Source organism: Rhizobium sp. NZLR11 (assembly GCF_019685115.1).
Lineage (GTDB): Bacteria > Pseudomonadota > Alphaproteobacteria > Rhizobiales > Rhizobiaceae > Rhizobium.
The window spans coordinates 34,375-59,503 of record NZ_JABDWD010000008.1 but is presented as its reverse complement, the minus strand read 5'-3'; the positions used below and the strand labels follow the sequence as shown (position 1 = coordinate 59,503).

Sequence of the window (25,129 nt, the reverse complement as noted above, 5' to 3'; positions counted from 1 at the left end):
AACAAATCCTCATCTAACAACCACTCATTGAAGGTGCCGATCGGTGGACCACAACGACTCTGCCTGCCGTCGACCCCAAAACTCCGCAGGAAAATGCCCGGCATTTGACGGATATCATAGCATGCGAGTTCCCCGTTTTCCGTTGCTCTATAAGCACTGATGCAAGAGCGTTTGCCAAAAAGCGCGGCGATGTTAAATACAAGGGTGGGCTGATCAATCGCGTTGGCAGATGAAAATGGACGAAAGTCACGTTACGCGCCGGGGAATTCTTCTGGGAAGTCTGGCTCTGATAATGTCCGGATGTACTACCGAGGACGGGCCGCCGTTTGGGTATTACGCCCTTGGGCGGAACCCGGATCGTGATACCCGCTACCGGCGGCAAACAGTGAGCTATAGTGGTGATGAGCCGCCCGGCACCATCGTCGTCGATACCGCCAGCCGATATCTCTATTTCGTCGAGGCGGGCGGTCAGGCAACACGCTACGGCGTCGCGGTTGGACAGGAAGGATTGAGTTTCAAGGGCCAAGCCACGATAGGTCGCAAGGCAGAATGGCCGTCGTGGACACCGACCGCCGACATGATCGCGCGTAAGCCGCGCCTCGGCCAATACGCTGAAGGCGTCCCAGGCGGACCAGGAAATCCGTTAGGTGCGGCCGCCCTCTATCTCTATCAGGACGGAAAAGACACCCTGTTTCGTCTACATGGAACGAACGCGCCGTGGTCGATTGGTCAAGCAGTGTCGAACGGATGCGTCCGGCTCACCAACCCCAACATTGTGGATCTCTATGGGCGCACCCATGTGGGAACCAGAGTCCTAGTGATCTAGCGGCGGCATTCCTCGCTCGAATCGGCAGGCAGCCGACCCATTTTCCCGCTGCGCAGGCAGCAAAAGCCTAGGATGCGCTCAGATTGTGTTCTTTCTGCACTAGCCTTTACGTAAGTTGACGCTACTATTATCGACGTTGCCTACGATAAGTGATGCCGATTCTAAGGAGAGGACTTCTTGATGAGCAGAATTCTAATCGTGATCATCTCTGTGCTTGCTGTTGCCAATCTCACCGCCTGCGGAATGATTGGCAAAGGAAAAGGCAAGGCACCGCCACCGGCTGCTGCTCAAGTATATAAGTAGCGACCATCCCTCGATTTGTGACGAGGGTCGAGTTCGATCCTCCTCACAACTTAAGTCGCCAGCACCGGGCTATCCCCGGAGCCGCGTTCATATGAGCATTCACCCCCCGTGCGAACCGAGGCAGGTGAGAGGAGTGCATTGATGACGCTTGCAAGAGGTTGTCTGCCGCTTGTAATCCTGATGGCGATTGCCGTCGTGTCATGCCAGACCAAAGACAAAGCCCAGCAGCCGCGTTTCACGTCCGATGCCAATGGCCGAACAACCATCTCGGCCAACGAAAATTCAAATCGGTATTTCCTCGAGTTCCGTTCGCGATATGCGCTCAGCTATGGACACACCTATGTTGTCTTTGGGCGCACGGACAAGAACGGAAACATGGTTGATCCGCAGGTCGCCGGCCTCGCCCCGGCCTCGACCGATCCCGGAGCCTACGTCTTGGGCCATTTCGTGCCGGTTTCAGCAACAACCGGAGCGACCGACGGTGATCTGGAAGAGGCGTACCGGTCGGCAAGCTGGAGAGTCATGCTATCGGACGGCGAGTACGAAGACGCTGTTCGCTTCATCCGCAAACAACAGGCAAGTTCCCGTCTCTGGGAAGCAACGGTCTACAACTGCAATGCATTCGTGGCGGACATTGCACGTCACATGGGATACAAGGCGCCCGGCATTTGGCTGAGGCCGCAACAATTCATTACGAAGCTTCGCGAGATGAATACCGGTTGAGGGCATATTGGATTTGACCAAGAAGCTAAAGCGTGTCGCGATCTTTCAGAGTCGCTTGTCACGCTTTAGGTCTTTGTTTTTACCATGTCTTTATCGCAAAACCGCGGCACACTTTTGCGAGACATGCTCTAAGGTAGGTCGACTCATGAATGTACGTTGGTAAACCGGCAAACGCCGGCCAGTGCGGAAAGGCTTTGGTGACCTGATTTGTACCTATCGATCGCTACTGCAGGTAAGGTCATCTGGGTCCTCGGGGTCGTCGTCTGGGCGATCATTCGCCGTCCTCATGCGCGCCGCGCCAAGCGCTTGCAGGTTGTTAGCGACCGCCGCACGCCTTCGGAGGCCGTAGGACTTGCCGCTGGCCTTCTTGGCCTCTCCATCATACCAGCGATCTATGTTGCAACCGGATTTCCCCTCGCTGCCGACTACCCGCCCCATCTGTGGGCCGTGGCACTTGGTGCGATACTTCTCGTCTGTGCGATGTGGGTTTTCCGTAGGACCCACAAGGCCCTCGGCAAGAATTGGTCGATAACGCTGGAGATCCGCGAAAAGCACAAACTCATCTCTCAAGGACCCTATGCCCTTGTCCGCCATCCGATGTACACATCATTTCTGCTCATGGGACTTGGCCAAGCCTTCCTCCTGTCGAACTGGGTGGCGGGACTAGCGGGGCTGCTCGGCGCCGGGATCCTCTTTTTCCTCAGAGTAGACAAAGAGGAGCGTATGATGCTGGACGTTTTCGGTCCCGAGTATCAAGCCTACATGGACAAGACAAAACGAATTATTCCTTATCTCTACTAGAGGTGGCCCCATGCGAGGTCGAGCCATTAAACTCTCCGCATCGCGACGCCTTGTCGGCGATCTGATGAAATTCTCGATCGGTGTGCCGCGCGTCACGGTGCAGCGGAAGATGAATATCAGCGCGCTCCTGGCGGCCAGAACAGCACAGCCAGTCAGGCCGTCATGGACCGTTCTCTTCTTAAAGGCATATGCACTTCTCGCACAGGAACTGCCGGACCTGCGCCGCGCTTATGTCAAGTTTCCGACACCGCGACTTTATGAATATTCAGGAAATGTGGCGTCCATTGCCCACGAACGTGAACATGAAGGCGAGCGGATCGTTCTACTGAGCCTGATCAGGGCTCCCGAGAAGAGATCCATCACTGAGCTTCAGACCTTGATCGAGGCGGCAAGGTCCCGCCCTGTCATGGAGGTCAAGGAATTCCGGCGCATATTGAAGTTTGCACACCTTCCCGGCCCCATCAGGTGGCTTGTGATGTGGCTTGGACTGAATCTCGGTCGGCAGCGGCCGCGTTTTTTTGGCACTTTCCAATTCTCCGTCTACTCTGGCCTCGGGGCAGAATCCCTCAACCCCCTTACGCCGCTAACCACGCTTCTCAACTACGGCCCAATAGACGATGACGGGACTGTAACGGTGCGCATCCATTACGACCACAGGGTCATGGACGGTGCAAATGTTGCACGAGCGCTGGATCGGTTGGAAAACATACTGAATGGCGAAGTCACGGGGGAATTGAAGGGTCTCGCTCAGACAGGAGCCAACCCTGGCACGACAGCCTTGAGAACCGCGACATGAGCCTACAAATCGTGCTCCGTCCAGCCATCGTTGTTGTCGGCGCATCGCGCGGCATCGGGCGGGCCATCGCCAAAGTTGCCGCACGCGAGCGTGCCGCAATTGTTCTTGTTGCGCGTTCGATTGAGGGCCTCATATCGGCGGCGGCAGACGTGCGGGAGGCGGGGGGCGAGGCTTTCGTGCTGGAAATGGATCTCTTGGCCACAGATACATCGACGCGTCTGCAAAATTTCCTGTCGATAAATGCCTTGTTCTGCGATGTCCTCGTCAATAGCGCCGGTTATGGCTTGCGCGGCGCCGCGACCTTATTGCCTATCGACGACCAACTCGGAATTATCGATGTCAACATACGCGCATTAAGCGATCTGACCCTTCGCTTCTTGCCGGAAATGGCGGCGCGGCGGCGCGGCGGCGTAATCAATCTTGGCTCAGTGGCAAGCTTCCTTCCTGGGCCGAATATGGCGTTGTATTACGCCAGCAAAGGCTTCGTGCGCTCCTTTTCGGAAGCACTTCATCAAGAGTTGCGCGGCACCGGCGTGACAGTGACATGTGTCGCTCCAGGACCAGTATCGACAGAGTTTCTGGAGCGATCCGGCGCTGGCCGGTCGACGCTCTTCAAGGTTCTCCCGAAGCTGGACGCGGACTATGTGGCCGAACGAGCCTGGCGCGGCTTCAGGTCCGGGCGGCGCCTCGTCGTACCTGGTACCTCCTCTAAACTGGCCGTTTTTGCGGCGGCGCTCTTGCCCTCGACCGTCTTGCTGCCTTTGGTCAGCAGAATGCAACGCCGAACAAATGATCCATGTCCTTGTGGTTCCGGGGAAAAGTTCAAGAAATGCTGCGGCGGCGGGTGGACAACGTTTCATCGCGGCCGTCGATAAGAGTCACGTAGGGCGCCATCACTTTTTTGTTCCCTCGACATCGGCAAGGGCATGAGCCCGAACCCGCCTATTACGACACCCAGGTATAAGCGTCATCGTTTTCCCGCGGAGATTATAGCGCATGCGGTTTGGCTGCATTTCCGCTTTCCGTTGAGCCTGCGTCATGTAGAAGATCTGCGGGCGGAGCGCGGCATTGAAGTCTCGTTCCAGACTGTCGCGGAGTGGGCCGCCAAGTTCCGCCGAGACTATGCCCGCTCCATCCGGCGGCGGTGGGAAGTTTTGCCGACAAGTGGCATCTCGGCGAAATAGTCGTTTCCATCAAGGGCAAGGGCTGGGCGCGGCTCTACTGGCATACGAGCGAGCAGAACAAGACAGCCCGGGCGCTCTACGACAGCTATGTTGAGAGCGACGGCCACATCCGCTACCGCATCAGCTTTTGAGTCTGGGAAAATCTTGGTAGAAAGCGGCGTGATCGCCCTCCCAGTTCGCCATGCCCGGTTTGGTGAGTATGCCGCGCGGGCTGATATAACTCTGAATCACCCGTTTCGGCCGTTCGTGCCATTGGATATTGAAGGCCCAGAGCTTCGGGAAGAAACAAAGTGAGGCATAAGGCAGGTGGTCGTGGATCCACCAGGCGAGCCGTTGCCAGTCGCTTTCATTGTTGTAGTGGTCGAGCATCCACGGCACGGCAATGCAGACCGCGGCACCCATGCAGCCGTCGAAGTCCCGCATATCCCAGATGTGATGCGCGGCGGTGGTAGCATTGGTCGAGCAGTTCAGATCGTTCTCGTTGCCGAACCGGTTTACCGCGGGCGAACGATAGCCGGAGCGGATATGCAGGCGCCCGAAGGTTGCTTCCAGCGGCTCCAGCAATTCCTCGCAGAGCCTCCTGCCCACCTCGATCGCCAGATCGGGATCCTCGGGGATGTTGGGAATGCGGTAGAAATCGGCAATTTCAGAATGCAGGAAATCGCGGAAGAAAAAATTCTGCGACAGCCGTACGCGGCCAAGATCCTCCAGACCCTTCATCGAACCCGGCTTACGCATGACTTTATCTTTCTCCATCGACAGCAGGAATGATCGCCCGGAGCAGATTTCCAGTCCACCCGAAATCGACCGGGAACAATTTGCGCGATCCTCGCTTCTTAATGTGTCGCCGCGTTCGCGGCCTTTCCCAGAACAAGGATCGAGAAAATGGCCAAGGAAAAGACGTTGGAAGATCTCTTCTACGATACGCTCAAGGACATCTATTTTGCCGAACGGCAGATCTTGCGCGCCCTGCCGAAGATGGCGCGCGCCGCCCAGTCTTCCGAACTGAAGGCGGGCTTCGAAAAGCATCGCGAGGAAACCGAAGGCCAGGTCGAGCGCCTGCAGCAGGTTTTCGAACTGATCGGCAAACGCGCTCAGGGCAAGACCTGCGAGGCGATCCAGGGCATTATCGCCGAGGGCGAGGAAATTATGGAGGAATTCAAGGGCACATCAGCCCTCGATGCCGGTCTGATCTCTGCTGCCCAGGCCGTCGAGCATTATGAAATCGCCCGTTACGGCACGCTGAAAACCTGGGCGGCGACACTCGGCCTCAAGGATGCCGTCCGCCTGCTCGACCAGACGCTGCAGGAGGAAACGGCGACCGACAAGACCCTTTCCCAGCTCGCCACCACGGCGGCGAACCAGAAGGCAAAGGCTGCCTGACGGATGAACAGAACGGGCGGCAGGTCTCTTGCCGGTCGCCCGCATCTTCCTAAACATATTTGAAGAAATCGATGAAGGCGCGCAGTGCCGGCCGCATCTGCCGGCGGGTGGGATAATAGAGAAACGCCCCGGAATAGGGCGCGCACCAATCCTCCAGTACCCGCACGAGGCTGCCGCTTGCCAGCTCGGCATCCACGCGCATGTCGAACAGATAGGCAAGGCCAGCGCCGTTCAGCGCCGCAAGCAGGGCCAGCCGGTCCTCGCTGACGATCAATGGCCCGTCGACGGAAACGACCAGTTCCTGCCCATCTTTTTCAAACTCCCAGCGATAGATTGAGCCGTTGGTAAAGCGCCGCTTGATGCAGCGGTGGCCGACGAGATCGCGCGGATGCTGCGGCTTCGGAAAGCGCTTGAAATAATCGGGCGAAGCGGCAATCACCGTCGTCAGATCGGGCGAGACCTTGACCGCGATCATATCGGCTTCCAGGCTCTCCTCCAGCCTTATGCCGGCATCGAACCCCTCCTTGACGATATCGGTGAAGCCGTCCTCATTGGCGATCTCCAGGGTGATATCGGGATAGAGGTTGAGAAAGTCGCCGAGGCGCGGGGCGAGCAGGAGATCGGAGGCAAAGCGCGGCGCGGTGATGCGCAGGTTTCCGGCAGGCCTGGCACGCGTATCGCGGACCGCCTCCAAAGCAATGCCGATCTCCTCGAGCGCCGGGCGAAGCCGTTCGAGAAGCAGGCGGCCCTCCTCCGTCGGCGCGACGCTGCGGGTGGTGCGCGCCAAGAGTCTGACACCCAGGCTCTCCTCGAGGCTCGAGATCGCATGGCTGACGGCCGAGGGCGCAACGAGGAGTTCCTTGGCAGCGGCCCGGAAGCTGCGATGCTCGGAGACGGCTGCGAGAACGGCAAGTTGTGCGAGCTGTGTTCGGTTCATTGATCGAACAGATAGAACAACCCGTTATAAATTGCATGTATTTTCTGAGCGATACGGCAGGAATATGGTCTGTTCGTACCGCACAAACCCCCAAAAGCGGTTCAGCTCAAAAGGAGCGCAGCATGAAAACCCGAAAACTCGGAAATGATCTCACCGTCTCTGCCGTCGGCCTTGGCTGCATGGGCATGAGCTTTGCCTATGGCGCCAGCGACGAGGCAGAATCGATCAGGACCCTTCATCGCGCCATCGATCTCGGCGTCACCTTTTTCGACACCGCCGAAGTCTACGGTCCCTTCACCAACGAGGTTCTTCTCGGCAAGGCGCTGAAACCGTTTCGCGACCGGGCGGTGATCGCCACCAAGTTCGGCTTCAAGATCGATACCAGCCAGGCGGGCACTGCCGCCATCACCGGCGTCGACAGCCGCCCGGAGCATGTCAGAGCGGTCGCCGAGGCCTCGCTGAAGCGCCTGGGGATCGAGACCATCGACCTCTTCTACCAGCACCGCGTCGATCCCAATGTGCCGATCGAGGACACCGTCGGCGTCATGGCCGAGCTGGTGAAGGAGGGTAAGGTCCGCGCCCTCGGCCTCTCCGAAGCCGGCAGCGCCACCATCCGCCGCGCCCATGCGGTGCATCCGATCGCAGCACTGCAGAGCGAATATTCGCTTTGGTCGCGCGATCCCGAGGAGGATGTGCTTGCCACGTGCCGCGAACTCGGTATCGGCTTCGTGCCCTACAGCCCGCTCGGCCGCGGGTTCCTCACGGGCGCGATTCGCAAGGTCGACGATCTCGCCGCCGACGATTTCCGCCGGCAGGTTCCGCGTTTCCAGGCGGAGAATTTCGACGCCAACGCGGCACTCGTCGCAACGCTCGAGCGGCTTGCTGCCGACAAAGGCGTGACCGCCGCACAGCTGGCGCTAGCCTGGGTGTTGAGCCAGGGCGACAACATCGTGCCGATCCCCGGCGCCCGCAAGCTTCACCACCTCGAACAGAATGCTGCCGCTGCCGATATCGTGCTGAGTGCGGCTGAGCTTGAAGAGCTCGGCCATGCAATCCCCGTAGGGAAGGTGGCCGGCAAGCGTTATTCGGATGCCTCGCTTGCTATGACGAACCTCTGAGCCCTTACTGAAACCAAAGCCCGGCCTGATGCAACCGGCCGGGCTTGCCTTGGCGGCTGGCGAAACTATTTACCGCCATCCCACCAAACGGGATGAAAACATGTCGGACAGGCAAGCAGTCGAACAGACGGTTCATCTCTATGTCGAGGGCATGGCCTTCGCCAATGAGGCGGCCTTGAAAAAGGCCTTCCACCCGAAAAGCTCGATCATCGGCTATTACCAGAATGCCGTCGAATGGCTGACGCGGGACGAATTCATCTCCGCAATCCTGGCGGAGGAGCCTGCCCCGCCCGGAACGCAGCCTTTCATGGATATCCAAAGCGTCGATGTCGAGGGCGATGCGGCGAGCGTCAAGGTTACCGACGATTTCGCCGGAATGCGCTTCACCGATTATCTCTCGCTGCTAAAGATCGAAGGCCGCTGGACAATCGTCAGCAAGCTCTACCACCTTCATACGTGAAAAGACCGGCCGCTTAACGACCGGTCCCATTGTCTCGGCAAAGCCGGCAGGATCAGCTCCTGAGGACGCCGCCGGTGAATTTCATCACGCTGGCGATGATCTTCTGCGTCAGTGTCTCGAAATCTTCATCCGTCAGCGTACGCTCGACCGGCTGGATCTGAACCTCGATCGCCACCGACTTCTTGCCCTCGCCGACCGACGCGCCTTCGAAGATATCGAAGACATTGACGCCGGTGACCAGCTTGCGGTCGGCGCTTGTCGCAGCCTTGATGACCGCGCCTGATTCCACCGTCTTGTCCACGACGAAGGCGAAATCCCGCTTGACCGCCTGGAAAGGCGATAGATCGAGCGCCGGCTTGGTGCGAGTCGCCTTCTTCTTCGGCTCGGCCATCGCATCAAGATAGACCTCGAAACCGCAGAGCGCGCCGGAGACATCGAGCGCTTCCAAGGTCAGCGGATGGAATTCGCCGAAATAGCCAAGTACCACCTTCGGCCCCATCTTGACGGTGCCGGAGCGGCCGGGATGGTACCAATCCGGTCCACCCTGCTCGATCTGGACATTGCCCATCGGCAGGCCGCAGGCTTCGATAACGGCGAGCACATCGGCCTTGGCATCGAAGACATCGACCGGCTTGCCGCCGCCCTTGGCGGCATTCGACCAGGCGCGACCGGCGCCGGCAAGCGAGGCCGTGCCGCGGCGGATGCCGCCGGCAACGCGGCGCTGGCCGTCCGGCCTGTCATTCTCATAGGTGCCGGAGACTTCGAAGAGGGCGACGTCGGCATAACCCTTGTCGGCATTGCGCTGGGCTGCCGTCAGCAGGCCCGGCAGCAGCGAAGGGCGCATATCCGACATTTCGGCGGCGATCGGGTTGGCAAGCTTGAGGGCTGCCGCCCCGCCGCCGAAGAGTTTGGCCTGATCTTCCGGAATGAAGGACCAGGTGACGGCTTCGAGCATGCCGCGCGAAGCAAGCGCCCGCTTGGCGATGCGGGTGCGGATCTGCAGCGTCGTCAGGATCTTGCCGTTGACCGCCGCATGGCTTTCCAGCGGCGCCGGCTTGATATTGTCGACGCCGTGGATGCGCATGACCTCCTCGACGAGATCGGCCTTGCCATCGACATCGGGACGCCAGGAGGGAACGGCGACGGAGACACGCTCGCCGGAACCGGAGACCGTGAAGCCGAGGCGGGTCAGAATGCTGTTGCTTTCCTCATCCGAGACTTCGAGCCCCGTCAGCCGCTTGACCTCAGAATAAGGGAAATCGACGATCTTTGGTTCGTAACCCTTATAGCCGACGACCTCGGCCCTGGCGGCCGTGCCGCCGCAGAGTTCCAGCACCAGTTCCGTCGTGCGTTCGAGACCGGGAACCATGTAGTCCGGATCGACGCCGCGTTCGAAGCGGTAGCGGGCATCGGTGATGATGCCGAGGCTACGGCCTGATTTGGCGATGTTCATCGGGTCCCAGAGGGCGGATTCGATCAGCACGTCGACGGTGTTCTCGTCGCAGCCGGAATGTTCGCCGCCCATGATGCCGCCGATCGATTCGATGCCGTCTTCATCGGAGATGACGACATTGTTCGGGCCGAGCTTGTATTCACGTTGATCGAGCGCCAGCAAGGTCTCGCCTTCGGCGGCGCGGCGGACGGTGAGGTTGCCCTTGACCTTGGCAGCGTCGAAGACGTGCATCGGCCGGCCCTGATCGAAGGTCATGTAGTTGGTGATATCAACCAGCGCATTGATCGGACGCAGGCCGATGGCGATCAGCCGCTGCTGCATCCAGCGCGGGCTCGGGCCGTTCCTGACGCCGCGCACCAAGCGCAGCGCAAAGCCCGGGCAGAGCTTCTGATCGTCGAGATCGAGCGTCAGCTTCACCGGCGTCTCGCCGTCGACGGCGAAGGATGGCGCCGGCCGGGTCTTCAGCGTACCGAGGCCGGAGGCGGCAAGATCGCGGGCAATGCCGTGGATCGACGTGCAATCCGGCCGGTTGGGCGTCAGGTTGATCTCGATGACCGGGTCGTCGAGATTGGCATAGGCGGCATAACTCTTTCCGACCGGCGCATCTTCAGGCAGATCGATGATGCCGTCGTGACTGTCGGAGATCTGCAGCTCCTTTTCGGAGCACATCATGCCATGGCTTTCGACGCCGCGGATATTGCCGACGGCAAGTGTCACATCGATACCGGGGACATAGGTGCCGGGAGCGGCAAAGGCGCCGACGAGGCCGGCGCGCGCATTCGGCGCGCCGCAGACGACCTGGACCGGCGCGCCGGCCCCGGTATCGACCATCAGCACCTTCAGGCGATCGGCCTGAGGATGTTTTTCCGCCGAGACAACTCTGGCGATGACGAAGGGCTTGAACGCCGCCTTGTCGTCGACATCCTCGACCTCCAGCCCGATCTCGGTCAGGCGCGTGCAGATTTCATCGAGGCCGGCATCCGTTTCCAGATGCTCTTTCAGCCAGGAGAGCGTGAATTTCATCGTCCCAATTCTCCGTTCAAGCGCTGAGGCCGCCGAACAGCGTCGGCATGTCGAGCGGGCGGAAGCCGTAATGCGTCATCCAGCGGACGTCGGCGTTGAAGAAGTCGCGCAGGTCGGGCATGCCGTATTTCAGCATGGCGATGCGGTCCAGGCCCATGCCCCAGGCAAAACCCTGATACTCGTCCGGATCGAGCCCGCCGTAACGCAGCACGTTCGGATGGACCATGCCGCAGCCGAGGATCTCCATCCAGTCGGTGCCTTCTCCGAACTTGACGATCGGGCCGGAGCGGTCGCACTGGATATCGACCTCGAAAGAGGGCTCGGTGAAGGGAAAGAAAGACGGGCGGAAACGCATCGTCACGCTGTCGACCTCGAAGAAGGTCTTGCAGAATTCCTCGAGCACCCAGCGGATGTTGGCGACATTGGCCTTCTTGTCGACGACCAGACCCTCGACCTGATGGAACATCGGCGAGTGCGTGGCGTCGCTGTCCTGGCGGTAGGTCTTGCCGGGGATGATGATGCGGATCGGCGGTTTCTGCGCCTCCATGGTGCGCACCTGCACCGGCGAGGTATGGGTGCGCAGCACCTTGCGCTCACCATTCTCGTCCGGATGGAAGAAGAAGGTGTCGTGCATCTCGCGGGCCGGGTGGCCTTCGGGGAAATTCAGCGCGGTGAAATTGTAATAGTCGGTCTCGATGTCGGGACCTTCGGCGATCGAGAAGCCCATGTCGGCGAAGATCGCGGTGATCTCGTCGACGATCTGGCTGATCGGATGGATGCGGCCGCGCTCGGCAGGCGAAGAGCGCACCGGCAGGCTGACATCGACCGTCTCGGCCTTCAGCCGCGCATTGATCGCCTCTTGGCGGAGCGTCGTTTTGCGGGCGGCGAGCGCCTCGGTCACCGCATTCTTCAAAACGTTGATCGCCGCGCCCTTGGTCTGGCGCTCCTCCGGCGTCATGGCGCCGAGCGTCTTCAACAGTTCGGAGACGGAGCCCTTCTTGCCGAGGGCGGAAACGCGCACGGCCTCGAGGGCCGCCTCGTCATCGGCGGCGGCGATTTCGGCGAGCAGCGATGCGTTGAGCTGGTCGATATCTGACATTGTCACTTCTTTCCGTCCAGTATCAGGCGGGCGATCGGGAGGCAGGCGGCGCCGGCCGGCGCAAGGGATATAAAGAAAGAAAAACCCGCGCTAGCCCAAACCAGCGCGGGTTTCCCAAAATCAAAAATTCAAAGCTTGGGAAGCGCTGGTTACTTGACCGCGCCTTCAAACTCGTTCGCCGTGCCGGCTTCCTTGAGGTACTCAAGAGCCTTCTTGGCGGCGCTGACCAGCGCGCCGAATGCTTCCGGCTCGTGGATTGCCATGTCGGAGAGAACCTTGCGGTCGACTTCGATGCCAGCCTTGGTCAGGCCGTCGATGAAGCGGCCGTAGGTCAGGCCGAATTCCCGGACAGCGGCGTTGATGCGCTGGATCCAGAGCGCACGGAAGTTACGCTTGTTGACCTTGCGGTCGCGGTAAGCGTACTGCTTCGAACGATCGACAGCAGCCTTGGCAGTCCGGATGGTGTTCTTGCGACGGCCGTAAAAGCCCTTTGCGGCCTTCAGAACCTTCTTGTGCTTGGCGTGAGAGGTGACGCCTCTTTTTACACGTGCCATATCATGATCTCCTTAAATCTAGCGTTCGCGGACGAGTCTCAGAGACCGTTCGGCAGGTAATTCTTGATAACCTTGCGGCCATCCGGTTCTGCGAGAACCATGGTGCCACGTGCATCGCGAATGAACTTGTTGGAACGCTTGATCATGCCATGGCGCTTGCCGGCAGCGGCAGCCTTGACCTTGCCGGTTGCGGTGATCTTGAACCGCTTCTTGGCAGAGGACTTCGTCTTCATCTTGGGCATTTTGCTACTCCTTCTGTCCTCCCTGCGCGCTTCATCAAAAAAGCCCTTCTCGCGAAGTCCGGTTCTCCGGCCGTCGCAACAAGGTGCGGGAGCGTTTGTTGTTGATCTGCGGCATCGGCGACGAACCGTTCCGCAAGCATTCGAAACTGCCACGGCATGCCCTGCCGGTCAGTTCGGACGCGCGCTTATAACCGCAGCGTTCTGAAAGTGCAACGGGGCGGCGGAGGAATCTTCGCGCATCCAGTACAAGGCCCGAATCATCATGGCCGAAAGCACAAAAGCCGCCCTTGCGGACGGCCTTGGGGCGAAAAAGTGCCTGGCGCTTACTTCGGCGCCAGCACCATCATCATCTGGCGGCCTTCGAGCTTGGGTTCGGCTTCGACCTTGGCGAACTCGATCGTATCAGCCTTGACCTGCTGCAGAAGCTTCATGCCGAGTTCCTGGTGGGCCATTTCACGGCCGCGGAACTTCAGCGTCACCTTGACCTTGTCGCCTTCGTCGAAGAAGCGACCCATCGCCTTCATCTTCACCTCATAATCATGGGTGTCGATGTTCGGGCGCATTTTGATTTCTTTGACTTCGACGATCTTCTGCTTCTTGCGCGCCTCGGCAGCCTTCTTCTGGTTGGCATATTTCAGCTTGCCCAGATCGAGGATCTTGCACACAGGCGGTTCGACATTGGGGGAAATTTCGACGAGATCGAGGCCGGCTTCCTCAGCCATTTTCAAGGCCTGGTCGGTAGGCACGACGCCCATATTCTCGCCGTCAGCCCCGATCAGCTGAACTTTGGGAATGCGGATTTCACGGTTCGAGCGCGGTCCGTCCTTCACGGGCGCGTCGGTTTTAAAAGGTCTGCGAATGGTCGTATTCTCCTCGCGTTGTTTTCGGAACGTTGCAGCCTCGCGCTCCCATATCGGGGTGCACAAACGTGTCGCGTCATCGCTGCAACGGAGTCAATATCATCCTTTAGCGGAAAAATCACCCGCTGTCAGCCTGCCAAGAATCTGTTTTATAGGGCAAAATAACAGGAGTTTCGCCGATGTTCGATCAGATGCCCAATACCCAGCCGCAGTTCCTGACGGTCGGCGAGGGAGAGGCAGCGCGCGAGATCGCGATGCTGGTGCGCCCGGCGCAGGCCGGCAATGGCGCACCAGCGCTCGTCTGGCTGTCCGGCTACCGCTCCGACATGAGCGGCACCAAGGCGGTGGAACTCGACGGGCTGGCGGCGGAACTTGGGCTCGCCTGCATCCGTCTCGATTATTCCGGCCACGGACTGTCCGGCGGCAGCTTCAGCGACGGCACGATCTCACGCTGGCTGGAGGAAGCGCTTGCCGTCATCCGCCACGTTGCCCCCGAGCGAGTGATCCTCGTCGGCTCGTCGATGGGCGGCTGGATCGCGCTCAGGTTGGCGCAGGAGCTTGCGCGGCAGGACGGCCCGAAGCTCGAAGGCCCAAAACTCGAGGGGCCAAAACTTGAAGGGCCAAAACTCGAGGGGATGGTGCTGATTGCGCCGGCCCCCGATTTCACCTCCGAGCTGATCGAGCCGAACCTCAAGGCCAAGGAGCGCAAGTCGCTTGCCGAGCGGGGTTATTTCGAAGAGCGCTCGCAATATAGCCCTGAGCCGAACATCTACACACGGGCACTGCTCGAGGACGGCCGCGAAAACCGGGTGCTCGACGGCATCATCGAAACGGGCTGCCCGGTGCATATCCTCCAAGGCATGAAAGACGCCGACGTGCCGCATGCGCATGCGATGAAACTGGTCGAACATCTTCCCGCCGACGACGTGGTGCTGACATTCATTCGCGACGGCGACCACCGGCTTTCCCGCGCGAGCGATATCGCGCTTCTGCTTAGCGCCGTCAAAGGCATCATCCGTTCATCGACAAATGTGCAGATGCCCGTTTGAACAGCACCGGCCGAGAAATTCCCCTGACGCAAGCCCCCAACCCGTTGCATTTTAACCATGTCGGCGAGTCGTAAGGTGCTCCCAAGAAGTAACGATTGACTCTTCTTGGCCCTCTCCATTAACACTTTGTTAATAAATAAGGGGCGATGCGAGGAAGAGCGGGCGTGCGGATAAAGGGTATTTTTGTGGCCATGATGGCCATTTTTGCGATGGCGACGGCCGCCATACCGGCCCCCAGCAGAAATGCTTCGATGGTAACGGGCAATGCCACCTCCCAGCCAATTGGCCACTACGATTTCTGTCAGATCCACCGCAGTGAATGCGGCGCAAACCGCAATTCTGGCCCGGTCGAGATGACGCCGGCAAAGTGGTCGCTGGTGCGTTCGGTCAACGCCACGGTCAACCGCACGATCACGCCGATGACCGACAAGGAAATCTACGGCAAGGATGAGGTCTGGGCCTATCCGACCACTGCCGGCGACTGCGAGGATTTCGCGCTGCTGAAGCGCCGGACGCTGATCCAGCGCGGCTTTTCGGCTGCCGATCTGCTGATGACCGTCGTGCGCAAGCCTGACGGTGAAGGCCATGCCGTGCTGACGCTGCGCACCGCCGAGGGCGATTTCGTGCTCGACAACCTCGCCTCCGACGTCAAGCCGTGGTTTGGAACGCCCTATTCCTTCGTCAAGCGGCAGTCGAGCTACAATTCCGGCCGCTGGGTCACCATCGAGAACGGCCGCGACGTACTGGTCGGCGCGCTGCGGTAAGGATTTCCGGGGGGAATGTGGGGAAAAAGGCCGGCGAAAGTCGGCCTTTTTGTTTTTCTGGACGGCGGAGAGGCGTCTACCGTTACCTTTCGCTTCCGCTCAAGGTGTTCGTCGCTAACGCTCCTCACCCATTGCCAATCAATATACCGGCGCCGAGCACCAGGCCGCCGCCGAGCACTACCTGGAAGGCGGCGCGCAGGAAGGGTGTTTCCATGTAGCGGTTCTGGATAAAGGCGATTGCCCAGAGTTCGAAGAAGACGACGATGGCGGCGGTGATGGTCGCCGTCCAGAAGTGCGGGATGAGGTAGGGCAGCGCGTGGCCGAGGCCGCCGAGCGCCGTCATGATGCCACAGGCAAGGCCGCGTTTGACCGGCGAGCCTCTGCCGGAGATCTTGCCGTCGTCATGGGCGGCCTCGGTGAAGCCCATCGAGATGCCGGCGCCGACGGAGGCGGAAAGACCGACAAGGAAAGTCTGCCAGGTATCCTGCGTGGCGAAGGCGGCGGCGAAGATCGGCGCCAGCGTCGAGACCGAGCCATCCATCAAACCGGCAAGACCCGGCTGCACATAGGTCAGCACGAACTGCCGGTGCACCGTCTCGTTCTCGTCGCGCCTGACATCTTCAGGCGTATGTTTGTCGCCCAGCATGCGGGCGATGTCCTCATGCCCTTGTTCGGCAAGGGCGAGATCGCCGAGAAGCTCGCGTGTCGAGGCGTCCGAGGTGCGTTTTGCCGCCTCGACATAGAAACGATAGGCCTGCTCCTCCATCGCCTCGGTTTCCCGCCGCATCGCATCCAGCGTAAGATTTGCCCTGAGCCAGTCGGGTTTGCGTTCGTAAAAGCCCTCGACATGTTCACGCCGGATCAGCGGAATGCGCTCGCCGAAACGCTGGCGATGGATATCGAACAACGACTTGCGATGCGTATCCTCGACCTCGGCCATATCTTCGAAGACCTTGGCGGAGGCCGGAAATTCGCGGCGCAACCTATCGGCATAGGCGAGATAGATGCGGGCATCGTCCTCCTCGGAGGCGATCGCAAGGGCGAGAATCTCCTGCTCGGACAGCGACTCAAAGGATCGTTTCGGGGATCTGAAAAACCGCGCCAGCATGACTTTCTCCAATTCTTTAGAATAATTCTAAATCTAAAGAACGACGCAATGACGGTCAAGTGCTTAGGATTAGTGGGGCGAACCGACTGACAGATTGCCGCAATCGGCACCGACGACTTTGGCTCGTTGCCATGTAGGCCTATATAAGGGCTGCCGCATCACGCGGCGCCGGGGTTTTTGGAATGATGATTGAGATTCAGGGCCGCCCTGCCCATGTCGCGGCGATCCGCGAAAGGGCGGAGGCCGAAATGCGGGAAATGGGCGTCGACGCGGCCTTCATCGACAGGCTGGTCGAGACTTTCTACGCCCGCGTGCTTGCGCATCCCGATCTCGGCCCGGTGTTCGACGCCAGGCTGTCTGGCCGTTGGCCGGCGCATATGGCGAAGATGAAGAGCTTTTGGTCGGCGGTAGCCTTCCGTAGCGGCGCCTATGGCGGCAAGCCGGTGCAGGCGCATACCGGTGTCCAGAACCTGACGCTTGACCTCTTTCCGAAGTGGCTGTCGCTGTTTGCCGCGACGCTCGACGATATCGCCCCAACGCCGGAGGCCAAGGCCTGGTTCATGGCGACGGCGGAGCGGATCGCCAAGAGCCTGACGCTCTCGCTGTTCTACAATCCCGCCCTCGACGATCCGACCAAGAAGACGGGCTGATCCCTACTGCTTTGCGGAGAAGGTGGCGCCGGCGCTTGCGGCGACTACCAGGGCCGTTCCGGCCATCTGCAGAAGGGTCAGGGGCTGCGCCAGAATGGCAAAGCCTGCAAGCGCCGCAATGGCCGGCTCCAGACTCATCAGAATGCCGAAGGAGGTCGTCGGCATGCGCCGCAAAGCAATCAGCTCCAGCGTGTAGGGCAGTAGCGGCACGAGAATGGCAAGGCCTGCCATTTCGATCAGGCCGTAGCTATCGAGCGCCGGCACGGCGCCTGAGAAGCCGAAAGGTGTGGCGACCAGAGCGGCGACCATGAGCGACATGGAAAGCCCTTCCAACCCCTTGAAGCTTGCGCCGATCCTCTTCGTGAGCACGATATAGATCGCCCAGCCGGTTCCCGCGCCGCAGGCGAAAAGAATGCCCTGGATATTCCCAACCCAGCCTTCACCGTCATGGGCAAGAGCCAGAACGCCGAGCGCGGCAATGAGCGGCCAGACGAGACGGCGGCTGAGGCCATAACCGATGGTCGCCACCGAAAGCGGGCCGAGAAAATCGATCGCCACGGCAAGACCGAGCGGTATGCGCTCGATCGCCGCGAAGAAACTCATGGTCATCAGCGCTGTCGTCGTGCCGAGAACCAGCGCGCTTGTCCATTGCTCCCGGCTATAGCTGAATATGCGCGGACGGACGGCGACGGCCAGAATGATGGCGGCAAAGGCAAGGCGCAGCCAGCTGGCGCCGGCTGGTCCATAGGTGGCGATAGCGGAGGAGGACAGCGCCGCGCCGAACTGGATTGAGGACATGGACATGAGGCACATCAGGGCACCCGCCGCCACGCCGCCGGATGTTGCAGGCGCTTCGATGGCCAGCACGCCGGAACCGTCGTTCGTTCTGTCTTCCATGTGCGTCTCCGATTGAGCGCTCTTCATACGAAGGCGATTTGCGGCGGACAAATTCAAACTTCTGATCCGGGCAGCAAAAGACCTGATGCATCAGAGGCGGCCGGAGAGGATCACCTCTTCGGCGTCGTCGAAGCTCATTTCGAAGACCTTCTTGCCGATCTCGAAGCTGAAGCCGTTGCGGGCGAAAGCGGAGAGCTCCTTGGCCTTTCGCTTTTCGTCGAGTTCGACCCGGCGGAAGGGACCGAAGGCGCGCTTGCGGGCATATATCGCCGCGGCATAGAGATCGTCAGCCTCCGCAAGTGCGGCCTCAACCTTGTCGCTGGAGACACCCTTGGCTGTCAGCTTCCGGGCGATCGCGCGCTTCGATTTGCCGCCGCGCACGGCAGAGCGCGTGCTGATTTCCGCGTAGGCGCTATCGTCGAGCACCTTGTTGTCATAGGCAAAATTGACGGCGAAATCGGCAACGGCCTTGAGTTGCGCCGCGCTGATATCCTCGAACTTCTCGTTGGCCTTGCGGGTGATGGCGTCAAAGAGCTGCTTTTCCGTCATCATCCGCCGCTCCAGGCGATAGATGGCGGAGTTGCGCGCCCAGCTCAGCATGCGGGGCGTCGGGATATCGGATGGAACGGTCTCGTCGGTCATATCAAGCAATCAGGCTTCCAGACCCTTTAGGACATTGGCAACGTTGAGCCCGATTTCCGGCACACCGTAACCGCCCTCCATGCAGACGAGCACCGGCAGGCCGGCAGCGGCGATCATCGCCCCCATGCGGGTGAAATCGTCAGAGGTCAGGCTGAAAAAGGAGATCGGGTCGCGTTCGAAAGTATCGACGCCGAGCGCCACGACGATCGCCTCGGCGCCGAAGGCCTTGACGCGGGCGAGCGCATCGGCAAGGGCCGAAGACCAGACCTCCCAGGGCGTGCCCGGCGGCATCGGATAATTGCGGTTGGCGCCGGTGCCATCCCCCTCGCCTTCCTCGTCGGCATGGCCGAGGAAATAGGGAAAGGCCTGCATGGGATCGCCATGCAGCGAGGCAGTGAAGACATCGCCTCTGTGATAGAAGAGATCCTGCGTGCCGTTGCCATGGTGGAAATCGACGTCGAGCACGGCAACTTTGGCCGCGCCGCGGTCGAGCAGCCGCTGCGCCGCCACGCCCGAATTGTTGATGAAGCAGTAGCCGCCGAAGAGATCGATGCCGGCATGGTGGCCGGGCGGGCGGCAGAGCGCGAAGGCGAAACGATGGCCCTGCGCCAACCAGTCGGCGCCTGACACCGCGCAGCGCATCGAGGCAATCGCCGCCTCATAGGAGCCCTTGGTGATCGAGGTGTCGGCGGCATTGGCATAATGGCCGATCGCGCCGACGATATTTTCGGGCACACGCTGGCTGGTGCGGCGCACCGGGAAGGAATTGGCGATCGCCTCCCCTTCGAACCCCGCCGCCACCCAGCGATCCCAGACGGTGGCGAGAAAATCGAGATAGGCGGGATCATGCACCTTCCCAGCCGTTTCCAGTCCGTGCGCATCGGGCGCGACGACATCGGCAAAGCCCGCCTCCTTCACCGCCGCGAGGATCCATTCGGCTCGGAACGGCGCCTCGAAGGGCGTCACCAGTTGACCGGCGTAAAGCTCGGTCCTGGCGTCGCGCAGCTTGTGGTCTTCGGAATAGATGACGCGCATTTCAGATCCTGCCGTTGATTGAAAGTCGAGATTTACACGGGTTGACTCCAGCAAAAAAGCCACAGGAGGCATTGATCGCCGAGGCAGATAACGCCACCTTCACCAGTGTTTTGAGAACGAGGAAAATTCCCGCATGAAAGTGCTGATGGTCGATGTCGACGGCGTGCTTATTCATGGCCGGCCGGCCGACGGCCTGCCGCACTTCACCTATCTCGAACGCGATCTCGGACTGCGCCTCGAGCTGCTGCAGCAGGAATTCTTCCAGACCTGCTGGGGCGATATCATTATCGGCCGCGAAGCGTTGGAGCCCGGGCTTGCCAAAGTGCTGGCAAAGATCGCGCCCCATCTCAGCGCCGCGACGCTGATCGAATACTGGTTCGAAAACGATCGCCGCCTCGATCTCGACTTGCTGAAAGAGCTTGCCGCGCTCCGGCAAAGCGGCATCACGCTTTTCCTGGCGACCAACCAGGAGCACAGGCGGGCGCGCTACCTGATGGAAGAGGCCGGCCTCGGCGCGCATTTCGACGGCATCCTCTACTCCGCAGCGCTCGGACACCGCAAACCTTCGCCTGAGTTTTTCCGGCTGGCGACCGAGCGGGCCGGTGCCCTGCCCGGCGAGATCGCCTTTATCGACGATATGGCGGAAAATATCGAAGCGGCGCGGCAGTTCGGCTGGAGTGCGGCGCAATGGACGGCGGGCGCCAGGCTGCACGAGACGCTTTCCGCCTTCAGCCATCCGCGATAAGCCGTCTGGGATGAGCCGGGCCGGCGCAATCAGGCGAGCCGCTTATAGAACAGGGTGGTATCGCAGAAGCCGCCTTGCGGCCACAGCGCATAATCCGGGATGACACCGACGCGCTGCCAGCCGAGGCGCGGATAGATCGCCTCGGCATCGCTGCCGGTTGCCGTATCAAGCACCAGCAAGGTCTTGCCACGCCTTGCCGCCTCGCGCTCGGCGGCATCCATCAGCAGCCGGGCAAGGCCACGCCCGCGGGCGGAGCGATGCACCAAGAGCTTCTTCAGATCGCCGCGATGCGGCTGGTTCGGCATCTGCGCGGCGCCTACCTGCACCGTGCCGACGATCTGACCGTCGAGTTCGGCGACCAGCAGCAGGTTCCCGCCGGAGGCGACCGCATCGGCGACATCGCGCCAATAGGGCACGGCATCCTCAGACCCGTAAGGTTGCATGAAGCCGACGGAAGCGCCGCCCGCGACGCAATCGGCAAGCACCTGCGCCAGCGCCGGAATGGCGGCGCGCGCCTCCTCGGCAGAAAGGGTACGAATGTCGGCCATGCTGTTCTCCTGAAATGAAGCTGTTAGCGGCCGCCGCGATCGAGCACGACGCAATAGCTCGCCGGGGCATGGCCGGGATTGTGGAAGACATGGCCCTCGCCGACGGGCATGAAGAGACAATCGCCGGGGCGCAGCCGATAGACCACCTCCCCCGCCGTCATCTCCAGCTCGCCGTCGAACAGCCAGACATGCTGGGTCATGCCATGGGCGCTGGCATGCGGGGGGAAGCTGACGCGGGCGCCGGCCGGAAATTCGACTTCGACGATGTCGACATCGGAGGCGGTGCCCGGAGCCGACACAGACCTTCTGAGATAACCGGTCTCCGGGTCGCGCCAGACCTGCTGCTCCTGCCGGCGGGCAAGCGGCGAGGCCTGCTGCCCTTCCTCCGCGAAGAAGGCCGAGAGCGACAGGCCGAGGGCGGCGCAAATTCTGGCCAGCAGCGAGGCGGTCGGGCTCGCCTCCGCCCGCTCGATGCGCGAAATCATCGCCCGGCTGACGCCGGAAAACGCGGCAAGATCCTCCAGCGTCAAGCCCTTTTCCAGCCGCAGCTTGCGGATGCGGATGCCGATTGCCTGTTCCAGTTGGTCTTCCATCTCTAGATCCATGATTCCACTATAAGAGAAATACATGATCCGATGATGGAATCAACTCTCTTCAGGCGGTCGGCGCTGACCTTGCTTTCGCCACAGCCTCGCCGATATATGGCAGCGCAATTCAGATGGGAGAAAACGATGGACGCCAGCACGCAGAGCACCGAACTGACGGCAAGCTTCACGGCCGCCGCCTGGGACAGGATCGCGCCCGTTATGGCCAAGATCGAGGTCTTGCCGCTTCTTACCCGCCTGTCCGACGGCACGCTACTGCCGGAGGTTTTCCGGCACTACATTCTGCAGGATGCGCTCTACCTGAAGCATTATGCGCGCTGCCTGGCGATCGTCGCGGCCAAGGCGCCCGACAATGCGCAGGTGCTGCGCTTCCTCGGTTCGGCGCAGAAGGCGATCACCGTCGAGCAGGGCCTGCATGCAGGCTTCCTCACCCAGTTCGGCATCACCTCCGCGGATGTGACATCAGCCGAACCCTCGCCTGCCTGCTTTGCCTATACCAACTTCCTGCTTGCCACCGCCTATCACCGCTCCTACGCGGTGGCGCTTTCTTCCATCCTTCCCTGCTTCTGGATCTACTGGCACGTCGGCGAGGCGATCAAGAACCGGCCGGCGATCGAGGGCAACGCCTTCCAGGCCTGGATCAACACCTATGGCGATCCGCAATTTGCCGCCGGTGCCCGCGAGGTGATCGCGCTGACCGACATTGCCGCCCGCGCCGCGTCACCGGTGGAGCGCGCCGAGATGAGCGATGTCTTCGTGCGCGCCTCGCAATATGAATGGATGTTCTGGGATTCAGCCTGGCGGCTGGAGACGTGGCCGGTCTGATCCGCGCCCGACCGGCCGACAAAATAGCGTAAACAGCGGGATAATTACCGCTTTGCGGCAGGGGGCGGCGCTGCTATATGGCGCGCATGAGCACCAATTCCACCACTCCGCTGTCCCATATCCGCAACTTTTCGATCGTGGCCCACATCGACCACGGCAAATCGACGCTGGCCGACCGGCTGATCCAGACGACGGGCGGCCTTGCCGAGCGCGAAATGTCCGAGCAGGTGCTCGACAATATGGATATCGAGCGCGAGCGCGGCATCACCATCAAGGCCCAGACCGTGCGCCTGCATTATCAGGCGAACAATGGTGAGAAATATATTCTCAACCTGATCGACACGCCCGGCCATGTCGACTTCGCCTACGAAGTCTCGCGGTCGCTATCGGCCTGCGAGGGCTCGCTGCTCGTCGTCGACGCCAGCCAGGGCGTCGAGGCGCAGACGCTCGCCAACGTCTACCAGGCGATCGACAACAACCACGAAATCGTCACCGTCCTCAACAAGATCGACCTGCCGGCCGCCGAACCCGACCGCATCAGGGAGCAGATTGAGGAAGTGATCGGCATCGACGCTTCGGAGGCCGTGCTGATTTCGGCCAAGACCGGCCTCGGCATTCCCGACGTGCTGGAGGCGATCGTTAACAAGCTGCCGGCGCCGAAGAGCCCCGGCGGCGAAAAAGCGCCGCTGAAGGCGCTGCTGGTCGACAGTTGGTACGACACCTATCTCGGCGTCATGGTTCTCGTGCGCATCATCGATGGCGTGCTGACCAAGGGTCAGACGATCCGCATGATGGGCACCGATGCGAAATACCAGGTGGAGCGCGTCGGCGTGCTGACGCCGAAGATGGTCAATATCGACAGCCTCGGCCCTGGCGAGATCGGTTTCATCACCGCCTCGATCAAAGAAGTGGCCGATACCCGCGTCGGCGATACGATCACTGAGGACAAGCGGCCGACCGCCCAAGCGCTGCCGGGCTTCAAGCCGGCGCAGCCGGTGGTGTTCTGCGGCCTGTTCCCGGTCGATGCCGCCGACTTCGAGGATCTGCGCGCCGCCATGGGCAAGCTTCGCCTCAACGACGCCTCGTTCTCCTTCGAAATGGAATCGTCGGCTGCCCTTGGCTTCGGTTTCCGCTGCGGCTTCCTCGGCTTGCTGCATCTCGAAATCATTCAGGAGCGGCTGGAGCGCGAGTTCGACCTCGACCTCATCGCCACCGCACCCTCCGTCGTCTACAAGATGTTCATGACCGACGGCACGGAGCGCGAGTTGCACAACCCGGCCGACATGCCCGATGTCGTCAAGATCTCCGAAATCCACGAGCCGTGGATCCGCGCGACGATCCTGACGCCTGACGATTATCTCGGTGGCATTCTGAAGCTTTGCCAGGACCGCCGCGGCATCCAGATCGAACTCACCTATGTCGGCACGCGCGCGATGCTGACCTATGACTTGCCGCTCAATGAAGTCGTCTTCGATTTCTACGATCGGCTGAAGTCGATCTCGAAGGGCTACGCCTCCTTCGACTATACGCTGACCGACCACCGCGAGGGCAACCTGGTGAAGATGTCGATCCTCGTCAATGGCGAGCCGGTCGACGCGCTATCGATGATGGTGCACCGGACGGCGGCCGAAAAGCGCGGCCGCGACATGTGCGAAAAGCTCAAGGAGCTGATCCCGAAGCACATGTTCAAGATTCCGATCCAGGCGGCGATCGGCGGCAATGTCATCGCCCGCGAGACCATCTCGGCGTTGCGCAAGGACGTGACGGCGAAATGCTACGGCGGCGACGCCACCCGCAAGCGCAAGCTGCTCGACAAGCAGAAGGCTGGCAAGAAGCGCATGCGCCAGTTCGGCAAGGTCGAGATTCCGCAGGAAGCGTTTATTGCAGCGCTGAAGATGGGCGACGAGTAACGCTTCTCAATGGCATCTGATGCGCATATAGTGTGCGCATCAAACCAAGGAGATCGTCATGGCGCAGCATGCGAGAAAAGCAGCGAACCTCTCTCTCGATGAAGGTCTCGTCTCGCAGGCGCGCGACCTCAAGATCAATATATCCAGGGCGGCGGAAGATGGAATCGCGAAAGCCATAAAGGCGGAACGCGAGCGGCTGTGGCGTATCGAGAATGCCGAGGCTATCGCCGCTTCCAATGCCTATGTCGAAAAGCACGGCCTGCCGTTTCAGAAATATCGCCAATTCTGATGGCACGGTTTCACGTCTACAATCTCGTGCATACCGATGCGCTTGCTCTCGATCTGCAGTCAGATCTGCATGGCGAGCTGACGACGCGGATCATGGCACCGATGCTTCCGCTGCAAGCTCTTCCCAAAATAATGCGCCAGCTCAATCCGCAATTCGTGATCAACCACGTGCCATACGTGATGGCGACCCAATTTGTCGGTGCGATTTCCATTAAAGAGATCGGCGTCGTCGCCGCGGATCTCACCTCCGACAGCGATCGTATCACCAGCGCCCTGGATTTTCTCTTCCAGGGCTTCTGAG

Annotated in this window: 30 protein-coding genes and 1 pseudogene; 18 read left to right on the top strand and 13 right to left on the bottom strand. The window is 60.7% G+C overall.

Annotated features, from left to right (window positions below; genetic code table 11):
• Positions 1-235 precede the first annotated feature (235 nt).
• The 7 genes and pseudogenes from HJB83_RS15720 to HJB83_RS15690 all read left to right on the top strand — a co-directional run.
• Entirely contained in the window at positions 236-826 is a 591-nt protein-coding gene (locus tag HJB83_RS15720) for a L,D-transpeptidase (RefSeq protein ID WP_221132381.1), read from the top strand.
• A 180-nt stretch (positions 827-1,006) separates the two neighbouring features.
• Positions 1,007-1,129 (top strand): ABC transporter, encoded by a 123-nt coding sequence (locus tag HJB83_RS15715; protein ID WP_207582548.1) that lies wholly within the window; start codon positions 1,007-1,009, stop codon positions 1,127-1,129.
• Positions 1,130-1,270: 141 nt separating this feature from the next.
• On the top strand, positions 1,271-1,852 hold the full coding sequence (locus tag HJB83_RS15710; protein ID WP_221116666.1) for a hypothetical protein: 582 nt from the start codon (positions 1,271-1,273) through the stop codon (positions 1,850-1,852).
• A gap of 207 nt (positions 1,853-2,059) precedes the next feature.
• On the top strand, positions 2,060-2,653 hold the full coding sequence (locus HJB83_RS15705) for a protein-S-isoprenylcysteine O-methyltransferase (RefSeq protein WP_207582546.1): 594 nt from the start codon (positions 2,060-2,062) through the stop codon (positions 2,651-2,653).
• Between the two features lie 10 nt (positions 2,654-2,663).
• A complete protein-coding gene (locus HJB83_RS15700; RefSeq protein ID WP_221132380.1) occupies positions 2,664-3,449 on the top strand; it encodes a hypothetical protein in 786 nt (261 codons plus the stop codon).
• Entirely contained in the window at positions 3,446-4,324 is an 879-nt protein-coding gene (locus HJB83_RS15695) for an SDR family oxidoreductase (RefSeq protein ID WP_207582544.1), read from the top strand. The genes HJB83_RS15700 and HJB83_RS15695 overlap by 4 nt, the downstream gene beginning before the upstream one ends.
• 51 nt (positions 4,325-4,375) lie before the next feature.
• Positions 4,376-4,674: pseudogene (locus tag HJB83_RS15690) on the top strand (IS6 family transposase); the annotation flags it as partial.
• A 79-nt stretch (positions 4,675-4,753) separates the two neighbouring features.
• Here HJB83_RS15690 and HJB83_RS15680 read toward each other — a convergent pair.
• Positions 4,754-5,371 (bottom strand): hypothetical protein, encoded by a 618-nt coding sequence (locus HJB83_RS15680; RefSeq protein WP_207582543.1) that lies wholly within the window; start codon positions 5,369-5,371, stop codon positions 4,754-4,756.
• Positions 5,372-5,518: 147 nt separating this feature from the next.
• Here HJB83_RS15680 and HJB83_RS15675 point away from each other — a divergent pair, with 147 nt between their 5' ends.
• A complete protein-coding gene (locus tag HJB83_RS15675; RefSeq protein ID WP_007633960.1) occupies positions 5,519-6,016 on the top strand; it encodes a ferritin-like domain-containing protein in 498 nt (165 codons plus the stop codon).
• A gap of 49 nt (positions 6,017-6,065) precedes the next feature.
• Here HJB83_RS15675 and HJB83_RS15670 read toward each other — a convergent pair whose 3' ends face one another.
• On the bottom strand, positions 6,066-6,953 hold the full coding sequence (locus tag HJB83_RS15670; RefSeq protein WP_207582542.1) for a LysR family transcriptional regulator: 888 nt from the start codon (positions 6,951-6,953) through the stop codon (positions 6,066-6,068).
• 122 nt (positions 6,954-7,075) lie between these two features.
• Between HJB83_RS15670 and HJB83_RS15665 the strand changes: the two genes are divergently transcribed.
• Both HJB83_RS15665 and HJB83_RS15660 read left to right on the top strand, forming a co-directional pair.
• A complete protein-coding gene (locus HJB83_RS15665) occupies positions 7,076-8,071 on the top strand; it encodes an aldo/keto reductase (RefSeq protein WP_221132379.1) in 996 nt (331 codons plus the stop codon).
• Positions 8,072-8,171: 100 nt separating this feature from the next.
• A complete protein-coding gene (locus HJB83_RS15660; protein WP_221116663.1) occupies positions 8,172-8,531 on the top strand; it encodes a nuclear transport factor 2 family protein in 360 nt (119 codons plus the stop codon).
• Between the two features lie 52 nt (positions 8,532-8,583).
• Here HJB83_RS15660 and pheT read toward each other — a convergent pair whose 3' ends face one another.
• The 5 genes from pheT to infC form a co-directional block, all read right to left on the bottom strand.
• Positions 8,584-11,007: a phenylalanine--tRNA ligase subunit beta gene (gene pheT / locus HJB83_RS15655; RefSeq protein WP_221132378.1), complete on the bottom strand. Its 2,424-nt coding sequence runs from the start codon at positions 11,005-11,007 to the stop codon at positions 8,584-8,586.
• 16 nt (positions 11,008-11,023) lie between these two features.
• Complete coding sequence (pheS, locus tag HJB83_RS15650; RefSeq protein ID WP_207582539.1) at positions 11,024-12,106, bottom strand: phenylalanine--tRNA ligase subunit alpha; 1,083 nt, start codon at positions 12,104-12,106, stop codon at positions 11,024-11,026.
• Positions 12,107-12,255: 149 nt separating this feature from the next.
• On the bottom strand, positions 12,256-12,660 hold the full coding sequence (gene rplT, locus HJB83_RS15645; protein WP_003555927.1) for a 50S ribosomal protein L20: 405 nt from the start codon (positions 12,658-12,660) through the stop codon (positions 12,256-12,258).
• Positions 12,661-12,698: 38 nt separating this feature from the next.
• Positions 12,699-12,902, bottom strand: coding sequence for a 50S ribosomal protein L35 (gene rpmI, locus HJB83_RS15640; protein ID WP_003544621.1), 204 nt, complete (start codon positions 12,900-12,902; stop codon positions 12,699-12,701).
• Positions 12,903-13,225: 323 nt separating this feature from the next.
• A complete protein-coding gene (gene infC, locus HJB83_RS15635) occupies positions 13,226-13,762 on the bottom strand; it encodes a translation initiation factor IF-3 (protein WP_081525788.1) in 537 nt (178 codons plus the stop codon).
• A 179-nt stretch (positions 13,763-13,941) separates the two neighbouring features.
• Between infC and HJB83_RS15630 the strand changes: the two genes are divergently transcribed.
• The gene (locus HJB83_RS15630) at positions 13,942-14,811 is read left to right on the top strand and encodes a carboxylesterase (protein WP_221132377.1); all 870 of its coding nucleotides are present in this window, start codon (positions 13,942-13,944) and stop codon (positions 14,809-14,811) included.
• A gap of 164 nt (positions 14,812-14,975) precedes the next feature.
• The gene (locus HJB83_RS15625; protein WP_221132376.1) at positions 14,976-15,575 is read left to right on the top strand and encodes a transglutaminase-like cysteine peptidase; all 600 of its coding nucleotides are present in this window, start codon (positions 14,976-14,978) and stop codon (positions 15,573-15,575) included.
• A 124-nt stretch (positions 15,576-15,699) separates the two neighbouring features.
• Here the strand turns inward: HJB83_RS15625 and mbfA are convergent, their stop codons facing one another.
• A complete protein-coding gene (gene mbfA / locus HJB83_RS15620; RefSeq protein WP_221132375.1) occupies positions 15,700-16,683 on the bottom strand; it encodes an iron exporter MbfA in 984 nt (327 codons plus the stop codon).
• 182 nt (positions 16,684-16,865) lie between these two features.
• On the opposite strand from mbfA, the gene HJB83_RS15615 reads away from it, so the two are divergent.
• Positions 16,866-17,333, top strand: a complete 468-nt coding sequence (locus HJB83_RS15615; RefSeq protein WP_221132374.1) for a group III truncated hemoglobin — start codon at positions 16,866-16,868, stop codon at positions 17,331-17,333.
• Between the two features lie 3 nt (positions 17,334-17,336).
• Here HJB83_RS15615 and HJB83_RS15610 read toward each other — a convergent pair whose 3' ends face one another.
• The 3 genes from HJB83_RS15610 to HJB83_RS15600 all read right to left on the bottom strand — a co-directional run bounded on the left by HJB83_RS15610 (position 17,337) and on the right by HJB83_RS15600 (position 19,907).
• Positions 17,337-18,230, bottom strand: coding sequence for a DMT family transporter (locus HJB83_RS15610; protein ID WP_207582534.1), 894 nt, complete (start codon positions 18,228-18,230; stop codon positions 17,337-17,339).
• 90 nt (positions 18,231-18,320) lie between these two features.
• Positions 18,321-18,872, bottom strand: a complete 552-nt coding sequence (gene recX, locus HJB83_RS15605; protein ID WP_221132445.1) for a recombination regulator RecX — start codon at positions 18,870-18,872, stop codon at positions 18,321-18,323.
• A gap of 9 nt (positions 18,873-18,881) precedes the next feature.
• Positions 18,882-19,907 (bottom strand): histone deacetylase family protein, encoded by a 1,026-nt coding sequence (locus HJB83_RS15600; RefSeq protein WP_221132373.1) that lies wholly within the window; start codon positions 19,905-19,907, stop codon positions 18,882-18,884.
• Positions 19,908-20,040: 133 nt separating this feature from the next.
• Here HJB83_RS15600 and HJB83_RS15595 point away from each other — a divergent pair, with 133 nt between their 5' ends.
• On the top strand, positions 20,041-20,652 hold the full coding sequence (locus tag HJB83_RS15595; protein ID WP_221132372.1) for an HAD-IA family hydrolase: 612 nt from the start codon (positions 20,041-20,043) through the stop codon (positions 20,650-20,652).
• Positions 20,653-20,681: 29 nt separating this feature from the next.
• On the opposite strand, the gene HJB83_RS15590 is transcribed toward HJB83_RS15595, so the two are convergent.
• Together HJB83_RS15590 and HJB83_RS15585 are read right to left on the bottom strand one after the other, a co-directional pair.
• Positions 20,682-21,200: a GNAT family N-acetyltransferase gene (locus HJB83_RS15590; RefSeq protein ID WP_207582531.1), complete on the bottom strand. Its 519-nt coding sequence runs from the start codon at positions 21,198-21,200 to the stop codon at positions 20,682-20,684.
• Between the two features lie 23 nt (positions 21,201-21,223).
• Complete coding sequence (locus tag HJB83_RS15585; RefSeq protein ID WP_207582530.1) at positions 21,224-21,793, bottom strand: XRE family transcriptional regulator; 570 nt, start codon at positions 21,791-21,793, stop codon at positions 21,224-21,226.
• 138 nt (positions 21,794-21,931) lie between these two features.
• Between HJB83_RS15585 and tenA the strand changes: the two genes are divergently transcribed.
• From tenA to HJB83_RS15565, 4 genes are all read left to right on the top strand, one after another.
• The gene (gene tenA / locus HJB83_RS15580) at positions 21,932-22,630 is read left to right on the top strand and encodes a thiaminase II (RefSeq protein WP_221132371.1); all 699 of its coding nucleotides are present in this window, start codon (positions 21,932-21,934) and stop codon (positions 22,628-22,630) included.
• A gap of 77 nt (positions 22,631-22,707) precedes the next feature.
• Positions 22,708-24,540, top strand: a complete 1,833-nt coding sequence (gene lepA, locus HJB83_RS15575) for a translation elongation factor 4 (RefSeq protein ID WP_207582528.1) — start codon at positions 22,708-22,710, stop codon at positions 24,538-24,540.
• Between the two features lie 58 nt (positions 24,541-24,598).
• A complete protein-coding gene (locus tag HJB83_RS15570) occupies positions 24,599-24,829 on the top strand; it encodes a type II toxin-antitoxin system CcdA family antitoxin (RefSeq protein WP_088940105.1) in 231 nt (76 codons plus the stop codon).
• The gene (locus tag HJB83_RS15565) at positions 24,829-25,128 is read left to right on the top strand and encodes a CcdB family protein (RefSeq protein WP_221132370.1); all 300 of its coding nucleotides are present in this window, start codon (positions 24,829-24,831) and stop codon (positions 25,126-25,128) included. The genes HJB83_RS15570 and HJB83_RS15565 overlap by 1 nt, the downstream gene beginning before the upstream one ends.
• Position 25,129: the final 1 nt, after the last annotated feature.

What these genes read in the sequence shown, in the direction of transcription:
- HJB83_RS15595 (WP_221132372.1), top strand. Translation starts at nt 20,041, where the DNA reads ATGAAAGTGCTGATGGTCGATGTCGACGGCGTGCTTATTCATGGCCGG.
- tenA (WP_221132371.1), top strand. Translation starts at nt 21,932, where the DNA reads ATGGACGCCAGCACGCAGAGCACCGAACTGACGGCAAGCTTCACGGCC.
- pheS (WP_207582539.1), bottom strand. Translation starts at nt 12,106, where the DNA reads ATGTCAGATATCGACCAGCTCAACGCATCGCTGCTCGCCGAAATCGCC.
- mbfA (WP_221132375.1), bottom strand. Translation starts at nt 16,683, where the DNA reads ATGCTGGCGCGGTTTTTCAGATCCCCGAAACGATCCTTTGAGTCGCTG.
- HJB83_RS15695 (WP_207582544.1), top strand. Translation starts at nt 3,446, where the DNA reads ATGAGCCTACAAATCGTGCTCCGTCCAGCCATCGTTGTTGTCGGCGCA.
- lepA (WP_207582528.1), top strand. Translation starts at nt 22,708, where the DNA reads ATGGCGCGCATGAGCACCAATTCCACCACTCCGCTGTCCCATATCCGC.
- HJB83_RS15600 (WP_221132373.1), bottom strand. Translation starts at nt 19,907, where the DNA reads ATGCGCGTCATCTATTCCGAAGACCACAAGCTGCGCGACGCCAGGACC.
- HJB83_RS15610 (WP_207582534.1), bottom strand. Translation starts at nt 18,230, where the DNA reads ATGGAAGACAGAACGAACGACGGTTCCGGCGTGCTGGCCATCGAAGCG.
- pheT (WP_221132378.1), bottom strand. Translation starts at nt 11,007, where the DNA reads ATGAAATTCACGCTCTCCTGGCTGAAAGAGCATCTGGAAACGGATGCC.
- rpmI (WP_003544621.1), bottom strand. Translation starts at nt 12,902, where the DNA reads ATGCCCAAGATGAAGACGAAGTCCTCTGCCAAGAAGCGGTTCAAGATC.
- HJB83_RS15660 (WP_221116663.1), top strand. Translation starts at nt 8,172, where the DNA reads ATGTCGGACAGGCAAGCAGTCGAACAGACGGTTCATCTCTATGTCGAG.
- recX (WP_221132445.1), bottom strand. Translation starts at nt 18,872, where the DNA reads ATGACCGACGAGACCGTTCCATCCGATATCCCGACGCCCCGCATGCTG.
- HJB83_RS15675 (WP_007633960.1), top strand. Translation starts at nt 5,519, where the DNA reads ATGGCCAAGGAAAAGACGTTGGAAGATCTCTTCTACGATACGCTCAAG.
- HJB83_RS15700 (WP_221132380.1), top strand. Translation starts at nt 2,664, where the DNA reads ATGCGAGGTCGAGCCATTAAACTCTCCGCATCGCGACGCCTTGTCGGC.
- HJB83_RS15565 (WP_221132370.1), top strand. Translation starts at nt 24,829, where the DNA reads ATGGCACGGTTTCACGTCTACAATCTCGTGCATACCGATGCGCTTGCT.
- HJB83_RS15710 (WP_221116666.1), top strand. Translation starts at nt 1,271, where the DNA reads ATGACGCTTGCAAGAGGTTGTCTGCCGCTTGTAATCCTGATGGCGATT.
- HJB83_RS15715 (WP_207582548.1), top strand. Translation starts at nt 1,007, where the DNA reads ATGAGCAGAATTCTAATCGTGATCATCTCTGTGCTTGCTGTTGCCAAT.
- HJB83_RS15585 (WP_207582530.1), bottom strand. Translation starts at nt 21,793, where the DNA reads ATGGAAGACCAACTGGAACAGGCAATCGGCATCCGCATCCGCAAGCTG.
- HJB83_RS15665 (WP_221132379.1), top strand. Translation starts at nt 7,076, where the DNA reads ATGAAAACCCGAAAACTCGGAAATGATCTCACCGTCTCTGCCGTCGGC.
- rplT (WP_003555927.1), bottom strand. Translation starts at nt 12,660, where the DNA reads ATGGCACGTGTAAAAAGAGGCGTCACCTCTCACGCCAAGCACAAGAAG.
- HJB83_RS15720 (WP_221132381.1), top strand. Translation starts at nt 236, where the DNA reads ATGGACGAAAGTCACGTTACGCGCCGGGGAATTCTTCTGGGAAGTCTG.
- HJB83_RS15590 (WP_207582531.1), bottom strand. Translation starts at nt 21,200, where the DNA reads ATGGCCGACATTCGTACCCTTTCTGCCGAGGAGGCGCGCGCCGCCATT.
- HJB83_RS15670 (WP_207582542.1), bottom strand. Translation starts at nt 6,953, where the DNA reads ATGAACCGAACACAGCTCGCACAACTTGCCGTTCTCGCAGCCGTCTCC.
- HJB83_RS15630 (WP_221132377.1), top strand. Translation starts at nt 13,942, where the DNA reads ATGTTCGATCAGATGCCCAATACCCAGCCGCAGTTCCTGACGGTCGGC.
- HJB83_RS15615 (WP_221132374.1), top strand. Translation starts at nt 16,866, where the DNA reads ATGATGATTGAGATTCAGGGCCGCCCTGCCCATGTCGCGGCGATCCGC.
- HJB83_RS15570 (WP_088940105.1), top strand. Translation starts at nt 24,599, where the DNA reads ATGGCGCAGCATGCGAGAAAAGCAGCGAACCTCTCTCTCGATGAAGGT.
- HJB83_RS15680 (WP_207582543.1), bottom strand. Translation starts at nt 5,371, where the DNA reads ATGCGTAAGCCGGGTTCGATGAAGGGTCTGGAGGATCTTGGCCGCGTA.